General features: G+C 38.1%; 14 protein-coding genes and 1 tRNA gene. 2 read left to right on the top strand and 13 right to left on the bottom strand.

The features are described 5' to 3' along the window. Nucleotides 1-81 precede the first annotated feature (81 nt). From H1R81_RS21925 to H1R81_RS21895, 7 genes are all read right to left on the bottom strand, one after another. Nucleotides 82-1,077, bottom strand: coding sequence for an acyltransferase (locus tag H1R81_RS21925; protein WP_181842893.1), 996 nt, complete (start codon nt 1,075-1,077; stop codon nt 82-84). Between the two features lie 200 nt (nt 1,078-1,277). Further along, a tRNA-Ile gene (locus tag H1R81_RS21920) sits at nt 1,278-1,354 on the bottom strand. 191 nt (nt 1,355-1,545) lie between these two features. Next, complete coding sequence (locus H1R81_RS21915) at nt 1,546-4,026, bottom strand: OmpA family protein (protein WP_181842892.1); 2,481 nt, start codon at nt 4,024-4,026, stop codon at nt 1,546-1,548. Nucleotides 4,027-4,149: 123 nt separating this feature from the next. After that, entirely contained in the window at nt 4,150-5,166 is a 1,017-nt protein-coding gene (locus H1R81_RS21910; RefSeq protein ID WP_181842891.1) for a type IX secretion system membrane protein PorP/SprF, read from the bottom strand. Between the two features lie 340 nt (nt 5,167-5,506). Then, a complete protein-coding gene (locus H1R81_RS21905) occupies nt 5,507-15,601 on the bottom strand; it encodes an SdrD B-like domain-containing protein (protein WP_181842890.1) in 10,095 nt (3,364 codons plus the stop codon). Between the two features lie 366 nt (nt 15,602-15,967). Further along, nucleotides 15,968-16,177 (bottom strand): hypothetical protein, encoded by a 210-nt coding sequence (locus H1R81_RS21900; RefSeq protein ID WP_181842889.1) that lies wholly within the window; start codon nt 16,175-16,177, stop codon nt 15,968-15,970. Between the two features lie 26 nt (nt 16,178-16,203). Continuing rightward, entirely contained in the window at nt 16,204-16,641 is a 438-nt protein-coding gene (locus H1R81_RS21895) for an SRPBCC domain-containing protein (protein WP_181842888.1), read from the bottom strand. Between the two features lie 203 nt (nt 16,642-16,844). Here H1R81_RS21895 and H1R81_RS21890 point away from each other — a divergent pair, with 203 nt between their 5' ends. After that, nucleotides 16,845-17,816 carry a GlxA family transcriptional regulator gene (locus H1R81_RS21890; RefSeq protein WP_181843053.1) on the top strand — a complete coding sequence of 324 codons (972 nt, stop codon included), beginning with the start codon at nt 16,845-16,847 and terminating at the stop codon, nt 17,814-17,816. Between the two features lie 165 nt (nt 17,817-17,981). On the opposite strand, the gene H1R81_RS21885 is transcribed toward H1R81_RS21890, so the two are convergent. Continuing rightward, the gene (locus H1R81_RS21885) at nt 17,982-18,557 is read right to left on the bottom strand and encodes a dihydrofolate reductase family protein (protein ID WP_181842887.1); all 576 of its coding nucleotides are present in this window, start codon (nt 18,555-18,557) and stop codon (nt 17,982-17,984) included. A gap of 37 nt (nt 18,558-18,594) precedes the next feature. Further along, complete coding sequence (locus H1R81_RS21880; protein ID WP_181842886.1) at nt 18,595-19,002, bottom strand: pentapeptide repeat-containing protein; 408 nt, start codon at nt 19,000-19,002, stop codon at nt 18,595-18,597. A gap of 116 nt (nt 19,003-19,118) precedes the next feature. Between H1R81_RS21880 and H1R81_RS21875 the strand changes: the two genes are divergently transcribed. After that, the gene (locus H1R81_RS21875; protein ID WP_181842885.1) at nt 19,119-20,096 is read left to right on the top strand and encodes a GlxA family transcriptional regulator; all 978 of its coding nucleotides are present in this window, start codon (nt 19,119-19,121) and stop codon (nt 20,094-20,096) included. Nucleotides 20,097-20,117: 21 nt separating this feature from the next. Here H1R81_RS21875 and H1R81_RS21870 read toward each other — a convergent pair whose 3' ends face one another. Genes H1R81_RS21870 through H1R81_RS21855 form a run of 4 tightly spaced genes read right to left on the bottom strand, consistent with a single transcriptional unit; the run spans nt 20,118 to nt 23,032 of the window. Then, nucleotides 20,118-20,903 (bottom strand): hypothetical protein, encoded by a 786-nt coding sequence (locus H1R81_RS21870; protein WP_181842884.1) that lies wholly within the window; start codon nt 20,901-20,903, stop codon nt 20,118-20,120. Between the two features lie 2 nt (nt 20,904-20,905). Next, complete coding sequence (locus H1R81_RS21865; RefSeq protein WP_181842883.1) at nt 20,906-21,241, bottom strand: DUF6984 family protein; 336 nt, start codon at nt 21,239-21,241, stop codon at nt 20,906-20,908. 1 nt (nt 21,242) lies between these two features. Further along, nucleotides 21,243-21,710, bottom strand: coding sequence for a CYTH domain-containing protein (locus H1R81_RS21860; protein ID WP_181842882.1), 468 nt, complete (start codon nt 21,708-21,710; stop codon nt 21,243-21,245). A 20-nt stretch (nt 21,711-21,730) separates the two neighbouring features. Then, nucleotides 21,731-23,032, bottom strand: a complete 1,302-nt coding sequence (locus H1R81_RS21855; RefSeq protein WP_181842881.1) for a voltage-gated chloride channel family protein — start codon at nt 23,030-23,032, stop codon at nt 21,731-21,733. Nucleotides 23,033-23,041: the final 9 nt, after the last annotated feature.

Below are 23,041 nucleotides of genomic sequence, written 5' to 3'. Positions count from 1 at the left end.
TCTACATTATATGCTTTAAGAAAAAATTAGATTCTATTATAAGCCACATTGCCTTAAAAGAATATATAATTGATCTGTTCTTTACTTTTGTATTGAAGCACTCGTTATCCTCGCGGTTATTTTATTCAACAATATATCATAATAATAACTATATATTAATGTAATTATCAGTAAAGCAGATAATGTAAGAGGAGTAAAGAATGATGAATTGAACTTCGCTTCTATGTAATCCCAGAGAATCATGTGTGTAAGGTAGAGGGAAAAAGAGAACTTTGATATCCATAAGAAAAACTTATTGATGAGCGGCATAATTCTGAACAGAATGATTGTCAATGAAGTATAAGCAAAAAACGCAAAGATGTCATTTAAATTTTTACCAATGTCACCACCTTTTATTGCTAAAATGGCTGTAGCAGCCATACTAATGATTGCTATAATAAAGAAATAAATAATAGGTGCTGAAATAAGCTTATCCAACTTGCCAGTTCTGGCAACAACCATACCCAGAGCAAACTCCCAAAGATATTGAAAAAAGAACCTTTTGTAGGCATCGCCACCTTCTGGTATTACAAAAGACAAAAACAAACTATAGCCTACAGAAATTACAACGGTTAAAAGGATAAATAGTTTATATTTTTCAGATTTTAATATCCAAAGTAACAAGGGGAATATCAAATAAAACTGCACGATAGTAGATATAAACCAGAATTGAGCACCATACGAGGTTGTATAATCTGAATTAAACATTTTGAAAAGCAGGATATGACCAAGAAAAGCCAGAAAGTCTATTCCATAAACTTTAGTAACCAGGTTTATCAGAAAAATCAATGTTATAGTAATATAATAAGGTACTAAAACTTTAATTAACCTTCGTTTAATAAAGGTTTGATAATCTGTATATTTTGATAAAGTTAGTCCAAAACCCGAAACAAAGAAAAATAAATGAATACCTGCTGCACCAAAACTTTTGGCATAATTAAGGTAAGTAGGTAAGGGATAAGTAAACAGAAAGTCATAAATAACTATAGTAAAAATAGAAAATCCACGTGCATAATCAATGTATTCGTATTTTTTCATACGCTTTAAGGAATTGTTACGGTTGATAAATAACCTTAATGAGTTGCTAAGTCCCTTCCAATCAGTTTAGGTAGTTATTGTACTTGTCGAACTTTAAGTTATGTTACCTCAAAACCTATGCCGTTTTTGTAGAGATTTATGGGATAGTCTGCAACAGAAATAAAAAAAGCTATACCTTTAAAAGTATAGCTTTTAAGCTTTGGTGGGCCCACCTGGGATCGAACCAGGCACCTACTGATTATGAGTCAGTTGCTCTAACCGAATGAGCTATAGGCCCTAAAACCAGGTTCGGTTTTGTGGTGCAAAAGTAAGAATAATGAAATTAACATCAAAGAAAAAATGTAAAACTAAGCAATTAAATTCCGATAATAGAGTAACTGGTAGATAGCCATTGATGCAATTATCCGTATCAACAAAAAGCCATTCTTTTAAGAGAATGGCTTTTTGTTGATGACGTTTGTCGTTTTATTAGTTCATTTGCAATATCTTGATCTCGGTACGGCGATTAAGCGCATGTTGATCTTCGGTACAATTTACCCCATCGGCACAACCATTCACAAGCATGGTTTCACCATAGCCTTTAAATTCCACACGACTACGGCTGATACCCCTTTTGAATAAATAATTAGCAGAAGATTTAGCACGATTTTCAGACAAAGTCTGGTTGAAGTCTGCATCAGAGCGGCTATCGGTGTGCGCACGCAATTCTACTTTCATATTAGGATACTGTCGCATCAATGATACCAGTTTATCTAATCCGGCTCTTGCATCAGGGCGAAGATTATAGCGGCCATATTCAAAATAGATATTATCAACCTGCACAATATCGCCAGTGCTGAACATCTGAATGTCGGCGGTTACATCACCATTCTTACAACTCAAACGACGAACACGTTTACCCTTTGACCCAAGATTATCTTTTGTTCCTTCAACTGTATAATCACAACCCTCGACCACCTGAAACTTATAAGTACCTGTGGCATCAGTTGTAGCTGTTTGTGTGCTATTATTACATTCATTGCGCAGGGTTACCAATACCCTGGCTATAGGCTGATTAGTACCCTGCATTGTAACTTTTCCTTTTAGGAAGCACCTGTTGCCAGGCAATGCACTGTTCGGATCATTACCCGTGTAGCCACTTTGCACAGAAGGATTATTCTGAGCCAATGCTGTAGAGTCAACAACAGGTTTTGGCCTGTTCATCGGAATCTCCAGACGAGAAGGTTCATTATCGCAATCTTTTGTTGAGAAACTCACCGTATTGGCATTGTATCCTTCACGAGTTGCTCTGAAGGTAAACTCTGTATCTTGTTCTAAGTTTTCTAATTTTACACTTCCATCAGCATCGCTCAATTTCTCTTTAATAGTACCGTCTTTGTCTTCATAAACAATTTTGGCATTATCTAACGGCATTTTGGTTTCTGCATCATAAACAGCAATAATCAAATCGCAACCTTCTTTGAGCTCACACTCACGATCAAATTTATAAATGTCGTCATCATCTCCACCACGTTTACGATTTGAACTGAAATAACCCGATTTACGAAAACCGTCAGTTAAAATACCGAAGTCGTCTTTGCTTGAGTTAATAGGAGACCCTAAATTAATTACACGCCCTTTCGGAGTAGTCCCATCTAATTGAGAGAAGAAAATATCCAGTTCACCTAAGCCAGCGTGTCCGTCTGAAGAAAAATACAAGTTACCTTTATCGTCTACAAACGGAAACATTTCATTACCTTTTGTATTGACATTTTTACCTAAATTGACAGGGGCTGTCCAGCTACTTCCATCATAACGTGATACATACAAGTCAGTTCCACCGAAGCCACCAGGCATATCAGATGCAAAGAATAAAAACTTCTCATCAGGTGATAAAGCAGGGTGCCCGGTCGAATAATCGTCACTATTAAACGGTAATTCTTTAATGTTTTTCCAACCATCTTTGTTGGCCTCTCCAATATATAATTTCAGTTTCGTAATACCGTCCGAACTTCTTTTCGTTTTACCATTAAGGAAGTTATTACGGGTAAAAATTACTTTTGAACCATCTTTAAAGAAAGCCGAAGGCCCTTCATGATATTTTGAATTGATTGAACCACTCATTCTATCAGATTCAGTCTGGGGCTTATCTCCATAGCCTAAACCTAATCCAACATTAGTTCCACCATAGGTACCAATAGTACGTGAGTCATTGGCTGTTGGTGCTGTATATTCGTCAGAACCGAGTACACCACCACCACTACCTCTTCTGCGAGGAGTTCTGCTTTCTTCTGAACCTGTGCCTAATCCGGCTGCCTGTCCACCAATAGCAGAAACGTTATCCAAGAAATATAAATCAAGAAAAGGGGTATCATTCCAACCAAATACACGACGAACACCCACTGTACTTCGACGGTTAGAAACGAAAACCAAACCATTTTTGAAATATGAAGGGCTGAAATCTGATGAATTGGTATTGATAGATAGGTAATCTACTTTGTAGCAATTAGCATTTTTTGATAATACACTCACATCATTGTAGAGTTTTGAAAAACCTTTTCCACGTGGGTCATCTTCTACCTTGCGGGTATATTTATCGTACATCTCCTGTGCTTCTTTGTATTTGCCATTGCTGGCAAGTACCTGAGCGTATTTCAATGCTACCGCAACTCTATCATCAGATAATTCTCCGGTGCTTCCTTCAAATATCTCACGATAAACACGCTCAGCGTTTTGAGTATCCTTAATTTTGGTATAGCTATCAGCCAGTTTAATTCTGGCGTCTAACTTTTGTGCTTCAGTAATTCCCTTTTTGGTCAAAGCCGACTCGTAAGCATCTATAGCTTTGATATAGCTGAGGCTTTCATAGTGATGGTGGGCAGCTTTAAGCAATGCTTCCTGCGCTTGTACTCTACCTATGAATAGAGCTGCCATAAAAATGGCCCCGATGATATTTATCCTGACAGTCATTGTTGCTGAATTTAAATTCGCTCAGATTTGTAAAAATGATTGCATATAAGACCACTGTGCGAGAAAAAGGCGAGTGTTTCACTTTTTCTGACACTTAATAGATATATAAAACTTAATTGAGTATTAGAAATACCTTGGGGTTAAGATTTTATTCTTAGCATAGCCAAATTCATACCTAAGCATAGCCTCATGCGTTGGAATCCCAATCACACGATCAATACCTTTTTTACCTGGGTCATTCAATCGGTTAGCTGTAAAATCATACGCATACCCAAGTCTGAATTGCGGAGTTAGTTGCAGTTCTAACATACCCACAGCTGCATCAAAACCATCAGTCTGGCTAAAAGTCTGGAACTGACTGATTCTTCCGGAGATACCAAATGAGATTTTATCTTTTATCCAGAAATTGATGTTGCCGTCAAAACCAAGGGGAGTACCTTCGGTATAACGAATCATCGTTGAGGGTTTAATTTTGAAGTTACCTTTTCCAATTACAAAACCCATCATCAGGAAGAAGTGTCTTTGTGTACGGCTTCTCTTTACAGAATCTGAACTTGAATAATTGTAGTTAGATAGAGAATTTTGTAGAATTTGAGGACATGAAAAACCCAGATAACTCCTGTCGTTGCTTAAATAGATACCACCACCCACATTAGGCAAGATTTTGTTAATGTCATAACTACCACTGAATACATTGTCGCCACCGGCAATGTTTTTTGCATCTGATAATGCCCAGCGGATATTTACAGCGCCACCCTGTACACCAAAAGCCAAGGTTGAACGTGGCCCTACCTTTACACGATAAGAGTAGGTAAGATAAATACCTGTGTTTTTGGCAAGACCAATACCATCATACGAAGCCTGTAAGCCAAGACCCATTTTCTCGCTGCTGATAGGCATATCCATCGAGAAAGTGTAGGTAGTCGGTGCTCCGGGAACACCTATCCACTGGTATCTTCCGAGGGCAGTAAGACTTAATACGTCGCGACTACCCGCATAGGCCGGATTAATAGCCATCGTATTAAACATGTACTGTGAAAACATCGCTTCCTGTTGCGCGTAGGAGTGAAAAGATACAACGAATAGCCCTACGAAAAATAGCGTAGCTAACCTGCTTTTCAGGTTTGTAAAGTTTTTCATATTTTACTCAATTAATAGTAAAGACTTAGCATGAAACTTTGTCTAAGCCCAATTATACTCAATAGCAAAACAAAGTTACATTAAGAATTTTAATTATCAAATTTTTTTCATTTATCATTGAAACAGTTGAATTTTAGGACTTTTTTTGTAAAAATCATTTTTTCAACAGATTTCAGATAAAAGTTTTTGTCAATTATCTTTCCTGTACAAATACCTAAAATCCTGCCAGAATTAACTTTAATTCTAATGAAATTATTCACTTTCCCGGCTGAAAGTTCCTTGTTGTATGAAATTATGAGTGAACTGTTCAATGTTGCTTACTCATAATTCATTTTATCAATTATCTGACAATTGTAATGAATCCGATTACTGGTTGTCCTCCCCATTTTTCAGGAGACTGAATCACATAATAATAAGTACCATCAGGAACGTCCTTGCCATCACTTAATAACACCAGCCCATTATTAGCTTTTCCATTCCAGCCCACTGACTTACCGTAATCTTCATCTTTAAATACTAAAACACCCCAACGGTTATATATATATATTGAAGCTTTAACATTGGTTTTATTAATGTGTTCAATAAAGAATGTATCACCTATACCATCATTATTTGGTGAGAACCCACCCGGAATAATGGCTGTTGCAGTATCATCTGGTAGGGTAGGTATCGTACCTCCGATAATTATCAGTGTTGGAGCACTGTTGTTACCAGGATTACCGTCATTGTCAGGGTCAGGGTCAATACCTGTCTCAGAAATATCGGTTATTGTAGTGGTACTATCTTTAGCACTTCCATAGGCGGTGTTCGCAAAAATGGCAGGTTTCTCTTTGTCTGTCAGCACTCTTAGTTTTAATTCTAAGGTATCTGCGGTACCCGGTGCCAATGAACTACTATCGGCAATCAATATGTTTACTTCAGTACGGCCATTGAAATCAGGATTCAATTTCAGATGACTACCTTCACTCAACATCAGCGGTGCTGCAATAATAAAGTTACTGCTATCTTCAGCTGCAAACACGTTGTCAAGGCTATCTCTTAGCTGTACATTCGTTATTGTACGGGTTCCATAGTTTTTAATGACAAATCTATAGGTTAAGTTATAAGTATCATCAGCATTCGGGATAGAATCCAGATCGGCAGATTTCGCAATGCCCAATACAGTTGCATTACCGGGACTGATGCCTTCAATAATAATTGGAGTAGCTACGCTATTATCTTTAGGATTACCATTACCATCAGGATCAGGATCAGTGCCATTAGTTGATAAGTCATCAACCGATTTATTAGATGGATATTTGCCTATAGCTAAAGCCTGATTAGCAAATGATGTTGTTCCTTCAGTAAGTGTTACACGTGTAAAGACGGTAATATTACGTGTCGTATTTTTAGGAAGCGTACTTAACGAATCAATCAGAAGGTTAATTAAATTACCACGTCCTGTGTAGTTACTATCAACCGTAAATCCTGCATCAGCTGTGACACCTACTGAGTCAATTCTTACGCTGTCTCCAAAAGTTACAGCAAGATTATCTTGAACCTGAACACCTGTAAAGTCTGTTTTTCCATAGTTTTTCACTTTGAATTTAAACGTTACATCATAAGTGTTATCAACTACCTTAGTTGGTTCAGTTGCCTCTTTGGATATACCGATCAAAGCCTCAGGCAAGCTACTAAAGTTAATAACAGTAGGGGCACTTCCCTCTGGATTCGGATTAATACCATCATTAGAAATATCACTTATTGTTATGCCTCCGGGAGTTTTGCCGGAAACAATCACAGAATTTCTGAATGGTCCGAGGTTTCCATTTAATTTTACGTTTACCGTCCATTTAACCGTATCGATTCTATTAGGTTCAATAATGCTCCCTGCCATTAGCAGACAAGTATTGGTCGTGCCATTATAGTCAGGATTACGTATCAGTTTGCTTCCTTCACTAAGCGTTGGCACAAATTTAATGCTTGCGACAACAGGCGATGGGAACGTATTACTCAATGTATCACATAACTGTACATTTGATAAAGTCAAATTGCCACAGTTTTTAATAATCGAATGGAATATTACGTTATAACTGCCGTCTGCCTGCTTAACGGTATCTTTTACATAAAGTGCAATACCTATACAGGGGATTTCAATTGAACTCATACCACCAGGGTCTAAGTTCAGGTTCGTCGGATTACTGCCCGGTGCATCTGGATTAGTACCTGCATTTGATAAATCTTCAACATTTTCATTGGTTCCGTTAGCCAATGTACCTGAAGCGCTTGCAACAGCAGTATTGGCAAATAGTTTTAGTGTATCAGGTTGTAGATTGACACTAAACAGGAGTGTATCTGTCTGACCTATAGCTAAAGTACTACCTGGTAATGTCAGACGAGTATCCGTTGTTCCATTGAAAGCACTATTGATGATCAATTGGCTACCAGTATTTTTTACTGGTGTACCTAAAACGGTAAATGTAGCAGGCAGATTAAATACTTTTGATAAAGTATCAGTTAATACTACATTATTTAATGGTAACGAACCATTGTTTTTAACTAATAACTGATAGGTAACATCATAAGAGCCATTGGCTTTTTTGGTGCTATCTGATACAATTTTAGCTAAACCAATACTTGGACTCTTGTATAATCTTACAACTGTTGGTTCAGCACTTGGTTTGTTGATATACGGGCCATTGTTTGATACATCAGATACATCGTCTGGTATGCCGAAGATGGTCATTCCTGTTGCCTCTACAAGCGCATTGGTACTGAATGGCCCTTCATTACCATTTGGTACTATGTTGATAACAAATCTGATTGTATCAGTTACCCCTGCTTCAATTTCACTACCAGTCGGAATCGTAAGGTTCAGGTCTGATGAACCATTAAAATTATCGTTTGGTATCAGTTTGCTTCCTGAGCCTACAGTTGGTTTCTGAACAATAGTATAAGTAACCGGAGCAGGGAACATAGTTGAAAGGTTCTCGGTAACTTTCACATTTTCTAACTTCACGTTTCCACAGGCTTCAATAAACGCACGGAATGTAACATTATAGCTGCCATTTGCCTGACGTGTAGTATCTGCGGCTAAAGACATAGCCGTACAAATTTCCTGACAAGTGAGACAGTGTATGTCCCAATGACTGATATTATTATCAAGAATCGGATCAACCTGATCAATTTTGGTAATCTTGGCAATATTTCTGATTGTACCCGCCTTGGTAGTTTTAGCTGTATAAGTATAAGTTTTAATAGCCCCACCCGGAAAAGTTCCTATTACACTCACTAATGAATCTGTACCGAAAGCTGTGAAACCAGGGGTAGCAGATGTAATTGTAATGCCTTTAGGCAAAACATTAGTGATATGTACATTGGTAGCTGTGTGTACTGTATTGTTGGTAACCGTAATTGTATAAGTCAATTCGTCACCAACGCCTAATTCTACCCGTGAACCTACAATTGTAATACCCAACTCAACATTTGAAGTATCAGTTGGAGGTGTATTACAAGTATTAATTTCTACTACAATTGGAGTGCCAGTGCTATAACAACCTATTGTACTCTTCTCAAAAACATAGTAAGTGCCTGCACCAACTGCCGTTGCATTAGTCAGTAAAGGTGAACCAACCGTAGTACCTGTATGGAATTCAAAAATACCTCCAGAGGTTTTAGGTGTACTTGTTATAGCATTGGTAAGATTTACAGTAGTCGCCGGACAAACATTTTTAGCTGAAGCCATTACTGACGGAGCATCTATAGTACTGTTGGCTACGACAACAATTTTATTTGAACTTACGGAAGCACAACCTTGTGCACTTAATAACTGAACCGAATAAGTGCCAGATGTTTTTACTACAATGGTTTGTGTAGTATCTCCGTTACTCCATAAATAACGACCAGCCTCTACTACACTCAGAATAACCGAATCTCCGGCACAAATATTAGGTGATTTGTTACTTTCGATAGTTGGTACAGTAGTAACACCATTAATTGTAATTCTGATGCTATCACTTGCTGCCTGACATGAACCGTTACCATCAGGGTCATTGGTAGTAAGTATAAAGTTTACATACCCTCTTGCAATATCCTGGCTTGTATAATTATATTTTGTATTCAGGCTCAGAGAATTATCAATTGTGCCATTTCCATCACTTGTCCACGTAGAACTTTGCGCCGAACCGCCTATTTGTCCGTGCAGTTCAAAAAAAGTAGAGCTTAAACATATGGTAGCATCTGAACCAGCATTGGCTGTAGCAGGATTAGTAGCACAAGAAGTAGTATCGTTACATGAGATTATCTGTACGTTGATACGGCTTCCTTCACTGAAACAGCCATTAGCTGTTTTCTCAAATACATAGTATGAGCCTGTTCCGACCGATGATGGATTAACAACTAAAGATGAGTCAGGACTGTTAGCAATACGGAATGTAAATGAGCCTCCAATTGATGAAAGTGCACTCGTAACACCCGTGGTTAAATCTACATGAGTGAACGGACAGACATTTATAAGGTCTTTGGTAGTTGGTTTTTTAAGACCAGAGCCACTGACCTGTACAGTAATCACATTAGATTTTTCACTCTGACACTTGCCAGCATCGCAAACTGCCCAGTAACTGGTTACAGTGGCAGGCGATACATTAACCACAGCACCTACTTGTCCGTCCGACCATTTTACTGTGCCAACGCACCCCGCAGCTTCTAATGTAGTTGAACTACCACCACAAACCTGCGGCTTTTTGCAACTAACCAACGGAGGAGCAGGGCTTCCTACATTGACAGTAGCAGCTGCTGATGGTTCGCTCTCGCAAGAGCCTACTTTACATTTAACTGTATAAATCGTGGTTTCTTCAGGGTTTACTACAATTGAAGAAGTAGTCTGCCCGTTTGACCACACAAATGTTCCAACGCATCCAATAGCTTTTAGTGTAAGTGTATCTCCTTTGCATATTCTTGGCCTTGCACAAGTGCAGGCAATTATTGGTGGCTCTGGTTGAGAGGTAACCGTAATAGTTAATTTATCTGATTCGTCGCTTGTGCAGGAGCCCTGAGCAGCTTTACAAACGGCAGTATATTCTGTAGTAGTAACCGGATTAACAGTGATCGAGCTTCCGGTAAGACCATTTGACCAGATTACATTGCCATCACAACTTGTTGACGAAAGCGTGGCTGCATCACCCACACAAATAGTTGTTTGATTAGCACTTATAACTGGTTTATTCAATTTACCCACTGTAACCGTAATATTGTTTGATTTCTCGCTTTCACAATCTCCAATCCTACAAGCGGCAGCAAATACAATGGTATTGGTAATATTTACAGTAATGCTTGAGCCGGTTTGCGTATTTGACCAGACAACTGTGCCCGTGCAACCGGTAGCTGTCAGTGTTACACTACCACTTGTACACAGGTTGGTGTTTGAGGCTGAAATAACCGGAGCTACACTTGTTTCTGTATTAACTGTTATCGTTTTTGACGCCACCGCTTCGCAACTTCCGGCAGAGCAGGTAACTGTGTAAGTAATTGTAGCTACAGGATCAACCGTAATGCTACTGCTTGTCTGACCATTACTCCACAATAAAGTACCTGAGCAACCCGAAGCAGTAAGCGTACTTGAACTACCAATGCAAATAGCATCTTTAGTAGCTGTAATAGAAGGGGTTGAGTTAGAAACTGTAATTGTAGCAGGTTGTGAAGACACACTATTGCAACCATCAACATTACAAATCGCTGTGTAAGAAGTAGTCTGTGCAGGGCTAACAGTAATAGTGGCTGTGGTAGCACCTGTGTTCCATGTTACAATACCATCGCAATTATGGGCTGTTAATACAACTGATTCCCCACCACAGATCTGGTTTTTAGCACTGGCAATGACTGGTGCCCCTGGCTGTGGTTTAACAGTGATAGTTTTAGAAGCTTTAGAACTACAGCCTCCGCTTATGCAGGTAACCTCATAAATGGTAGTATTAATCGGAGAAACAGCAATAGAAGAGCTGCTTACTCCATTAGACCAAACTAATGTACCACTACAACCTGATGCAGATAGATTTACATTCCCTCCGGCACATACCACTTCTTTATCTGCACTAATGCCAGGTGTTTCGGCAGCTGGAGAAACAGTAATTGTAAGAACTGAAGAAGTCTGGCTTCCGCAGCCACTCGCAGTGCAGGTTGCACTATAAGTGCCTGTTGAAGTCGGCATGATACTTATCAATGTCCCACTCATTCCATTAGACCAGGTAATGTTGCCATTACAGGCGCTTGCAGTAAGTACAACTGTTTCGCCATTGCAGATTGCATTTTTACTGGCAGTAATTGTCGGTGCACTACCTGCATTACCGACTGTAATCGTAAACGGACTCGATGTATTGCTTGTACAGGTATTAGTTTTACATATAGCTGTATAAACTGCAGTATTTGCCGGACTAACCGTAATGCTTGAAGCCGTTGTTCCATTAGACCATATAACACTACCAGTACAAGAGCTTGCACTTAAGATAGCACTTCCGCCTGAACAGATCGTGTTATTCGGTACATTTGAAGTAATAAGCGGAGGTACTATCTGGTTTACTGTTATTGAGATCGGATTTGAATCACCACTTGAACAATTATCATTGATTTTACATTTGGCCGTATAAGTTGTTGAGCTTGTCGGACTAAGTGTAATAGAATTACCTGTATCACCAGTTGACCAAACCACAGTACCTATACAACCTACTGAAGTAAGCAATATGCTTTCTCCTGTACAGATATACAGATTAGAAGTAGCAATTAAAGGTACTGGTGGATTACAAACACCCGGAATAATAGTTATATCTACATCATCTGTATCGTCTTCACCATTCCCGGTTCCATTATCCGGTGTAGAATCACCATCTTTCTGATCTGATTTGGTGACCTGTGCCGAGTTCTTGATTGTTCCATTAGAAGCGGTTACTCTTACCACAATCTGGAATGTAGGAGCAAATCCTACTTTTATTTCATTGAATTTAGCTTTTACAGTATTTCCCGAAGTAGTTATGTTATCAGCTCCGGTGGCACTAATAATAGTTAATCCATCAGGAACAATGTCAGTTACCTCAACATTGGTGGCTGGGCTTGAACCATTATTTATAACTGTTATATAATAAGTAAGTTGCTCTCCAATGGTTGCAGTAGTCTTATTAACAGTCTTATCCAAGCTCAAATCAGCAACAGGTTCATCTTGTATCGGCGAAATAATAACTTTACTATTGTCATCTTCAGAGGTAGTAGAAGCATTTCCTGGTGTCGAATCAACATCTTTCTGGTCTGCTTTACTTATCTGCGCAAAATTGATCTTATCACCAGCCGAAGCTACTTTTACTAAGTAATCTAAAGTGATGGTCTGTCCTGCAGCAATATGTGAAATAGAGGCAGTGAGCATATCACCGTTTTTGGTGAAGAATGCACTTGAAATAAACTCCAGACCCGCTGGCATCTGGTCTTCAATCTCTACATTAGTGGCAGCATGAGGCCCTTCGTTCGTAACCTTTATAGTATATATGATATTATCCCATACTTTAGGGGTCATAGTACTTACTATTTTAGTCAGGCTCAAGTCTATAAGGGTATCACAATTTTTCAGATTGACTTTCAACATTCTTGGAGGGCTAAAACAACCTGCTCCTGATTTTTCAAATAAATAGTAAGTGCCTGCGCCAACAGTTGAAGGGGTTAATACCAAAGGCGATTTCTCGCCTGCAGTTGTATGCCATTCAAAGGTACCACCCGGAGTGGTTGCACCATTAATTACATAATCATTCAGGTTAATAGTTTTACCAATACACTCATCTACAACTCCAGCACATGATGGAAGCGATGGACGTGCATTTACCACAATTACAACCGGCTGGCGTGAATTAGGACAACCTGGGTTTAATCCGTCAATTTCAGCATAATAAGTAGTGGTAGTAGTAGGGAATACTAAAGTTGAATCATTACTATTGGTAGTGAACACTGGAGTTCCGTTGATAGCTGCCAGATACCATTTAATAGAAGCATTGTTGCTTGAAATACCTTTAATATAAGTAGAGTCACCTACACAAATATCTCCATCAATAGTTGAAACAGTTAATGTAGGGCAAACAATCGCCTGATGTATGGCAGCATCAATTGATAAAATATCTTTTTTATCGTTAGTAGTAGGGTCGACGCTGATTTTTGGTGAGTAGCCTGTGGTTGCACTAAAGTCGCTGTCAGCATTATCATTGCCCCCTTTATCTATCATATCAGAGATAGTGCCACCCACAGGAAGCGAGTTGGTAATAATTTGCACTACATAATCACCCAAAGCTAAACCACTGAACAAATAAAAGCCATTACTATCTGTGGTATCTGCTTTTAAAACACTCCCGGTTGGGGTACCGTCATTGGCTGCTGCATAGAGGTGTAAGATAACTCCACTTATTCCTGTCTCATCCATATCCTGTACGCCATCATTGTCAGCATCTCTCCAGACATAATCACCAATTGAGCCAAGTGGATTATAAATCGCAGCATCAATTGTTAAGTTATCTTTATTTAATGGATCACTGGTATTCTCAGGGTCTAACGTAATTTTTGCACTTAATCCTGTAGCAGAATTAAAGTCACTATCAGCCTTATCATCACTACCGCTATTAGCCAGTGTTCCGATAACAGAGCCTGCCGGTAGAGATGTGCTCAATAATTTTACCACATAAGTCCCTTTAATCAGATTGCTGAATTTATATAAACCACTTACATTGGTAGTATCTTTAGCCAGCACTGTCCCTACGGGATTACCCGAACCGTCAGACACGTATAACTCTAAAATTACGTTGTTCACACCTGCTTCGCCACCATCCTGAATACCATTGTTGTTTGCATCATTCCAGACAAAATCTCCGATACTTCCTGTTGGCGTGTACAAGGCAGCATCTACGGTTAGATTATCTTTTTTGTTTCCGGTAGAGTCTACATGAATTGTTATTTTCGGCGAAAATCCGGTCGCAGCAGTAAAGTCATTATCTTTGGTATCGTCAGAGCCCACGTCTTTTTTCTTCGAGATTCTTAGTGTGTCTGATAAGTTTGAGTCAGCAATTTTAACTAAGTAATCACCTGACAATAGATTTGAGAAAAGATAATGGCCATTATTATCAGTTGTATCTTTACCGATTGGGCTACCTGATAAAACGCCCGAGCCATTAACAGTATATAACTCTAAGATAATATTTGAGATACCAGGCTCATTAGTATCTTTCAAACCGTTATCGTTTTTGTCTTTCCATACCAGATCTCCAATGCTGCCATAAGGCCCTGCAATTACTTGTATGGCACAGCAGCCTTGTCCTACACAACCTCCGACACTCGATATAAAAGTATAATTGCCTGTTGCTTTGATAGTCAGAGAAGTATCAGCATTCACAACAGCTTCTGGTGTACTTCCGATTATTTCAGTGCCATTTCTGAACCATTGAATAACAGTACCCGTCGCTTTATAAGCACCCGGTACAAAAACAGTATATTGTTCACCAGGATAAATCAAAAGTGGAACAGAAAAACAAACGGTTGTTATATCATCTTCAGCCAGACTATTGTTGCCAGGGGTAGAGTCACTATCGGTATCTCCGCCACCTATAGAATTAATTTCAGCGATATTAAAATAGACACCTCTTTCTATAACAGTACCTACTAATGATAGACTCACCGAATCGCCTGCGGCCAAGGTAGCAATATTCCATAAGCCCTCACCTGTGCCGATGTTATGAGTAAAGTCTGAACCCCCAGAATTACTGGTAAGAGTAACACCACTAATCGGGAAACTATTTTTTACAACAATGCTATTCGCCGTAGTTGCACCTTCGTTCTTAAGCCAGATAGTATAGGTAATTGAATTGCCTAATGCAGGTGCTGAATGATTTATTTCACTGCGTAATGATAAGTCGACAGTAGCAAATTTGTTGGCAAAAGTTCCTAAAACGGAAAAAAGCACCAACAGAAATGTTGTTGCGGTTCCTTTGAAAAAAGAAGGATTTGATGGAGGGTCTTCTTCCCGATAAGCATTTTTGAAGGTATAATCAGGCTCGGAAAGGCATGGTCGCCATTCTTTGGTTTCTTTATCAAAAATACTTCCTATATGATATGTCTTGGTTGAAGTAGTGGTTTGAATCAATGTTGATCCTATGTCTGATGATAGTTTTGCCTTAACATGAAACAACTCATTGAAATCTTTTGCTCGAGAAGCATTGTTATACTTTTCATGTAAATGAATTTCATGGTCAATAGTTGTATCTGTAAGTGGATTTTCAGAACAGATTATTGCAGGAGTTGTATAAGAAGATTTTAGCCCCAACTTTCTCAGATAAATACCAACGATTCCGCTCATTTTTCTTATAAGCACAAGTACGTTAATAGGTGTAGAGATATTCCTCGAAAAAATTTCTCGTTTGTTTGTGGTAAATATGTGTCTCATCTGCAAATATTTTTAATATTCACTTACTAATTGGGTTAATCCTACTCAATAGCACATTGTATTCTATTAAATAGTATCTAAAACTGTGCCAAAGTTTTTTGTACGGTATTATTGATAAATTCGTTTTTTACGAATGTTATCAATATCCTACTCATTTGTGGCATAATTTTCTATGTGAAAATTAATGATTCGCTAAAATTGTGCCAAAGTTTTAGGCCATAAGAGAGGAGAATTGCTGAGGAAAAAATAATTATTTAAGCAGACTTGGAAAAATTATATTTTGAGTTTAATCAGATCAGCCTTGGTGGTTATTTCAACTGAAAGTAAAACAAAGCCTGAACCATAGGTGATTCAGGCTGTGTCGGGTTATTCTAAAACCTGGCATTGATAGCCATTCATGTGGATAATAGTCATAATTCTGTCATTTGAAATACGATCGCCTTCAATGCGTAGAATTTTGTCACAATCATCTAAATCAAAATTTATTTTAAACAAAGGAAATTGCCTGCGTAGAACTTCAAAGAGCAAGGACGCATGCTTTCTTTCCTGTATATTGGTTTTAAAAACTTCTACCATATGCGTATTAGTTTTATTATAATTATTTATGATTCAGACAACTCTCTTATTTTTATCAGAGCTTTGTCCCAAGAGGCAGACATTGTATCGAAAAAGCCATCAGACATATCAGATTCAATGTCAAGCACTACTTTTTCATCTTTTGATGTTAAACGATATGTTTCGTGTGCGCCTTTAAATATCTGTGCTTCGGTACTGTCAAAATCTTCTTTATTGTCATTTAATACCCCATAATACTCTATTGATAAAAGTTCGTAAGGATCATGGATAATAATACGCCCGATAATGCCGCTACCGGAGTTATCCGCAAATACAACCTTACTGCCCAGTTGCCAGTCGGTTAAAGCATATGTACCCGGACTAAAGATTGAATACCATTTCTGGTTATATGGGTCTTGTGTCAGCACATCCCAGATTTTTTCTTTTGAAGCATTAATTTCAATTGATTTTTTAATAGTTCTCATATAGAATTATAGTCTGTTATTTTTATTTTAAATGATGTTGTGAGGGATATATATATTGTTAATTTGGCCCGATGTATTCTAAATATTATCTATGAATTGTAAAACAAAATTAAATAAAAACTACTGTTTACAAGGGTGCTAAAAAAGTCAATTATAGGGGGTATTTGAGACAATTTTTTTGTATTTTTACAGAAAAAAATGCGATGATAAGCGTAGGTATTTTACTTCCACATGATTATAGACTATTAAGTATTGCGGCTATTTTAGATGTGCTTGAAGCTGCTAACAAAATCTTCAAAACAAACGGAGAAGCACTGCCGTTTAATATCAGTTTATACAAACTTGCCGATTCCGATTGTGAATCTCTCAATTCATTTCATGGGTATCCGGTTATGGGTATAGAAGAAGAAAGTCAAGTTGATTTAATTCTTATACCTTCTTTTAGTACTGATGATATAAGACAAACGATCAGTAAAAATCAGGACTATATTCCCTGGTTGCATGAGCAGTTTCGTAATGGTACTGAAATCGGTACTTTTTGTACTGGAGCTTTTTTGTTGGCCGCCAGCGGCCTGTTAAACGGAAAAGTCGCAACTACGCATGTTGATGCCTGCCCTGCTTTTGCAAATGCTTTCCCTCAGGTAATATTAAGGGGTGATAAAACAGTTACTGAAGATAACGGCCTTTTTACGAGTGGAGGCTCAACTTCTTCTTTCCACTTACTACTTCATCTGGTTCAGAAATATTGTAATAAAGATGTAGCAGTAAAAATTGCCAAGATTTTTGCCATTGATATGGATAGGCAGAATCAGTCATATTTCAGCACTTTCCAGCCACTACGTGATCACAATGACAATATAGTAGCTATGGTACAGCAAAAAATAGAAGCCAATTATCAGGAGGCTGAAACTATTGAGGAACTGATAAAAGATATACCTTCAAGCCGAAGAAATGTATTGAGGCGGTTCAAACAGATTACGGGTATTCCTCCTATTGAATACCTGCAGAAGATAAGGATAGAAGCCGCAAAAAAACTATTGGAACAAACCAATCAGCATATGGGAGAGGTGATTTTTAGCTCAGGCTATAATGACCCGAAGGCTTTCCGCAGAATTTTCAGAAAAATAGTGGGTATGACGCCCACAGCTTATAGAGAAAAGTTCCAGAGCAATTAATTGTAATGTAAGCGTTGTTTAAACAACCGATATCGTTTCCTTTTATAAGCAGGTATGAGTCTAATGATTGACCAAGCTATTATTGAAATACTTTGGCGGAGTAATAGCAAAGCAATTTCACATTGCCGACCACACCACCAAACTAATGTAAGCTATCTGTTCTGATTATTTTGCAGGTACATAATGCAGAACAACGATACCACAGCTAAAAGATGAACTATTTACCAATTGAAAACCAAATTTTTCGGTTAAATCTCCAAAAATTGACCTGCCTTTTCCAATAGCGTTAGGATTCACAAAAAGATGATATTCGTCAATCAGGTTATGCTCAATAAAGGAAGAAACCAAGCTAACACCCCCGTACAGCATAATATCTCCGCCCTCTCGGTTTTTTAGCGTAGTAATGGTGTCAATTAAATCACCACTTTCTATAATGGCATTGTTCCAGTCTGCAGTTGTGAGAGTTTTTGTGAAAACATGTTTAGGCATACTGTTAAAGGCTTTGGCCGCAGCTCTGTCCTCATCACTGGTTTCCGGATTTGTTTCAGCAGCAGGCCAATACATTGACATTCCCTCATAAAGTACTCTGCCAATAATGAAAGAGTCTGCCGGAGCCATTAAGCCTTTGACATAGTTTTTCAGTTCATCGTCCCAGTTCCATACTGTAAAATCCATTTCACCATTAGGGCCACAAACAAAACCATCTATCGAAACCTGCATCTGTAATTTAATCTTTCTCATGTGTGTTAGTGTTTAAATTTAAATGTGAATTTATTGCTTATTTTTGTTGTGTAAAATTTTCTAATAATGTTTCAACCAGAATCCCATTGATAGTCATGCCTTTCAGATTACAATCTTTAACGGCTACATTTGTCAGGTTACAATCGATTATAGTACTTGCTTCAAAATCACAATTTTCGAACCTTACCGGTGGGTGTTTAGCATCTGGGTCGTAGGCTGGGTGTCCTTCAGGAGGTACACCTATGTTGTGAATATAAGCACCGCCTAATCCCGCTCCTTCAATTTCAATATTACTCATATTGGCATTGGTAATTCTGGTGCCACTCAGATTCACATCATTGAAAAATAGATTTTGTACGCTTACGTTCTCAAAAATAGAGTTATCAATGCAGACATCCTTTACTGTAATAATGTTTTTTGAGTAATCAATATCAATAAGGCTCATGACAGAAAATGTTAATAATTTATATGTACAAAATTAGGCAGATTTATTAACTTTGAAGTGGTGTGAAAACGACAATAAAAGGGTCAAATTCGCCATTCTGTTTTTCCATCGTTCCTATGAAAAATATTACAATTCTCATCCCCGAAAATGCAGTATTAGCCAGTATTAACGACCCACGTAATATCTTTACGTCGGTTAATCAATTTCTCCAGTCAGCCGGTAAGCCTGCGATATTTTGCGTGCAAATGGTTGGACTGACAAAAGAGGTAAAACTCCATGATAATATTTTTACTGTTCATGCCGATGCTACTATTCATGAAGTAGAAGAAACTGATATGGTATTTGTGCCTGCCTTAAGTGGTGATATGCAAACTGCATTGGAGTTGAATAAGGATTTTCTACCCTGGATTAGAAAACAATATGAGAATGGAGCTGAAGTGATAAGTCTATGTGTAGGAGCTTTTTTATTAGCTTCAACTGGACTTCTGAATGGGAAAAGATGTTCTACTCATTGGTTGTTTGCCAATGAGTTCAGAGCAATGTTTCCTGAAGTAGAGTTGGTTGATGATAAAATTATTACCGAAGATCATGGGCTATATTCAAGTGGAGGAGCAAGTTCATATTGGAATCTGCTTCTGCATCTGGTTGAAAAAAATGTGAATCGTGAAATGGCTATCAGGGCAGCTAAGTATTTTGCTATTGATATAGAAAGAGATAGCCAGGCTTCATTTATGATATTTAATGGGCAAAAAGGCCATGAAGATGACGCAGTAAAAAAGGCACAGGATTTTATAGAGAAAAACTTTGAAGATAAAATTACCCTCGACCAACTGTCGGATATGTTTGCCATCGGCCGTAGAAGTCTCGAACGTCGATTTAAAAAAGCTACCAATAATACCGTAATGGAGTATATCAAGCGGGTAAAAATTGAAGCTGCCAAGAAACGCTTTGAAACCAGCAGGAAGAATATTACCGAAGTAATGTACGACGTGGGCTATACAGATAATAAGGCATTTAGGAGTACCTTTAAAAAGGTAACAGGCTTATCTCCGATTGCCTATAAAAATAAGTATAATCGTAGTGCTCTATTTTAGTAATTTCAGGAAGTAGATAAACTAAAGAGTATTAATATATTGCTTCCAGTTTTTAATGAGGTCTTGTTCGCTGATGGCTAATTTAGACAATATTTCGGCTTTTTTGCTCATTGGTAAGAGCTCTTTCAACGTGTCTCTTCCATATTTGTAATCTATATACAATACTACCGAGCCGGAGAGTCCATATTTGAGTTTACCTGTCCAGAAATTATCTAATGAGGCCGGGATTTTATTTTCTTCAATAGCTCTTTTGATTTCTTTGATTCTGTCAGCATCACATTGACCCGAAGCATAAGTGGCAAAACCTTCCACAAACCAATCAATTTTATCAATATTACTAAAGTCAGGACTGGCATTTAGTTGCCCGTGATATACATGGAAGAGTTCGTGCGTAATCAGATTCTGAGTTTTAGCAGTTTCATTATAATCATGCTCACAGGATTCAGCACTCCATCTCTTAGGCGATAGCATAACTAATTTAGTTGCTATACCACTGGCTACCATCCAGCATTCTGATTTGAAATCGGGTACCCCCCAGTCCTTTTGCCATTCTGCATCTAAAGATTGTCGGTTAGGATGAATATAGACCCCAAAGGTATTTTTGAATGGCGATTTTATAAAAGATTCAACTGATTGAATGCCCTTGGCAAGAATGACATTGTAATCATCTTTATTCTGCAAGTCTGCACTTGTATAATGAAGGGTATAATTCTTATGGTTTTCAGTGATCCATTCAATGGGGATTGTCCAACTAATAGAGATGGTGCATAGACCAGCCATAAGAAGAAATCTGTAAACCGGCTTCATAATCATACAGTTCTGATGGTTATTTTGTCAGGTGTCGGGTACTCAAGCAATTTAGAGAAGTCAACTTTCCAGAAGTCTAAATCAAGCAGACGATTCTGATGGTCTTTGGTTAAAGTTATCACCACAGGCGTACCATCTTTGTCAGTATATTCTACTTGTATCAGGTCTCCGGCATAACCTTCCACATCCCCACCTAAGCTAATGCTACCCATTTTGCCACCCTCATATTCTTCTACATACTCATCATACGGATAATCATCAGGATTCAGATTTAATCGTAAGAGTAATGAGTTAATCAAAAGTTTTTCATTATCTCTTATTAATCTTTTATCGTTCATATTACCAGTTTTTAAAAGGATTGGCTGATAAGTTTGAATTATAGTATTTATTGTCTCCGGTTACTTCAATGCTTATCCATTCAGGTAATTCAAAATATTCTTCTTCACTATCTAATTCTATTTCAGCCACAATCAATCCCTTATTATTTCCCAGAAAAACATCGACTTCCCACAATTTATTGATATGAGGTATCTTATATCTTATTTTAGAAAGTTCTGATACCGCAAAATTGTCTAATAATTCAATCCCTTCTTCTTTTGGAATTTCGTATTCAAACTCTGTTCTTGTAGCTCCAATAGAAGCGCCTTTAATAGTTAGGTAGGCGGTAGTATCAGTTACTCTCACTCGAATAGTTTTTTCCGGGTCTTTCAGAATATATCCTTGTCTGAATAACTGTCCTTCCGGCTTTGGGAAATTATCCCATTTATTCTGATTGATAAGGTATTTTCTTTCTATTTCTATTGCCATATTCTAAAATTTGATACATATTACTTCAACTCATTCATGCGTTTGCCTTTCAGATTTGCAAATCTACTATGTTTTGGCTCTCCAATCACTTGTTTTTGATAAATGGTTGTATGCCCGGATAATAAGTAGGCCACAATACAGGCTATCGCAATATAAATACCACACTCCTGGCCAAACAACTCTATGCCCATCAGCATACAAGCCAATGGTGTATTGGTAGCACCAGCAAATACTGCCACAAAGCCCATACCCGCCAGTAAACCAATGGGCAACGGAATAAAATACGACAAAGCATTTCCTAAGGTAGCTCCAATAAAAAATAGTGGAGTTACCTCGCCACCTTTAAAGCCTGCAGCTAATGTAAGAATGGTAAAAGCCATTTTTATGACAAAATCATAGGAAGGTAGCGGCTCATTAAATGCCTTTATAATAGTCGGAATCCCCAAACCAATGTATTTTGTGGTGCCAATAAGCCAAATGGCAAGCGCTACAATAATACCGCCGATTAGAGATCTAAGTGGAGGATAGGTGAGATATTTTTTGAATTGACTGCTTACAAAATGAATAACACGACTGAAAGTAGCTGCACATAAACCTGCAGCAATACCTGCCAGTATAGCATATAGTAATGTGAGCACAGAGACTTCAGGAACTACACCTATACTATAGACAGTATGATGAGCCTGACAAAGCTTGGTTACTAAATCAGCAATAGTAGCAGATAGAAAAGCCGGAAGAATGGCATCATACCTGATACGGCCTATCATAAAAAACTCTAAACCGAAAATTGCTCCAGCCAAAGGAGTGCCAAAAACAGAACCGAAACCCGCCGCAATAGCAGCTATAATAAGTATCCGTCTTTCGGGCTCATTTAGTTTAAATGGTTTGGTAAACTGGTCGGCAATAGCTCCAGCCATTTGGAGTGCAGTACCTTCTCTTCCGGCCGAGCCTCCAAGCAAGTGTGTAACCAAAGTTCCCAAATAGATGAAAGGTGCCATTCGGAAAGGAATAATTTCCTGTGGCTGATGAATAGTATCTATCAGTAAGTTGTTTCCGGCTTCAATATCTTTACCTAAATGCTTATAAAGTAAACCAATAGCAAAACCTCCTAAAGGCAGTAGTGCAATAAGCCATATATGCACTTCCCGAAAATTGGTTACCCATTCGAGTGTAAGTAAAAAAATGGCAGAGGCAATACCAATACAAGTGCCAATAACAGAACTGATAAAAAGCCACTTGGCTAAATAAGGGATAGCAGGAAAGCGTCTGAAAAACAGACGGATTTGAAGAATGATTTTGCGAGATTGATTTTTGTTTGACATACAAATCCT

Source organism: Emticicia sp. BO119 (assembly GCF_013912375.1).
Classification (GTDB): Bacteria; Bacteroidota; Bacteroidia; order Cytophagales; family Spirosomataceae; genus Emticicia.
The sequence above is the reverse complement of the archived record's forward strand: the minus strand, read 5'-3'. Positions and strand labels throughout refer to the sequence as shown.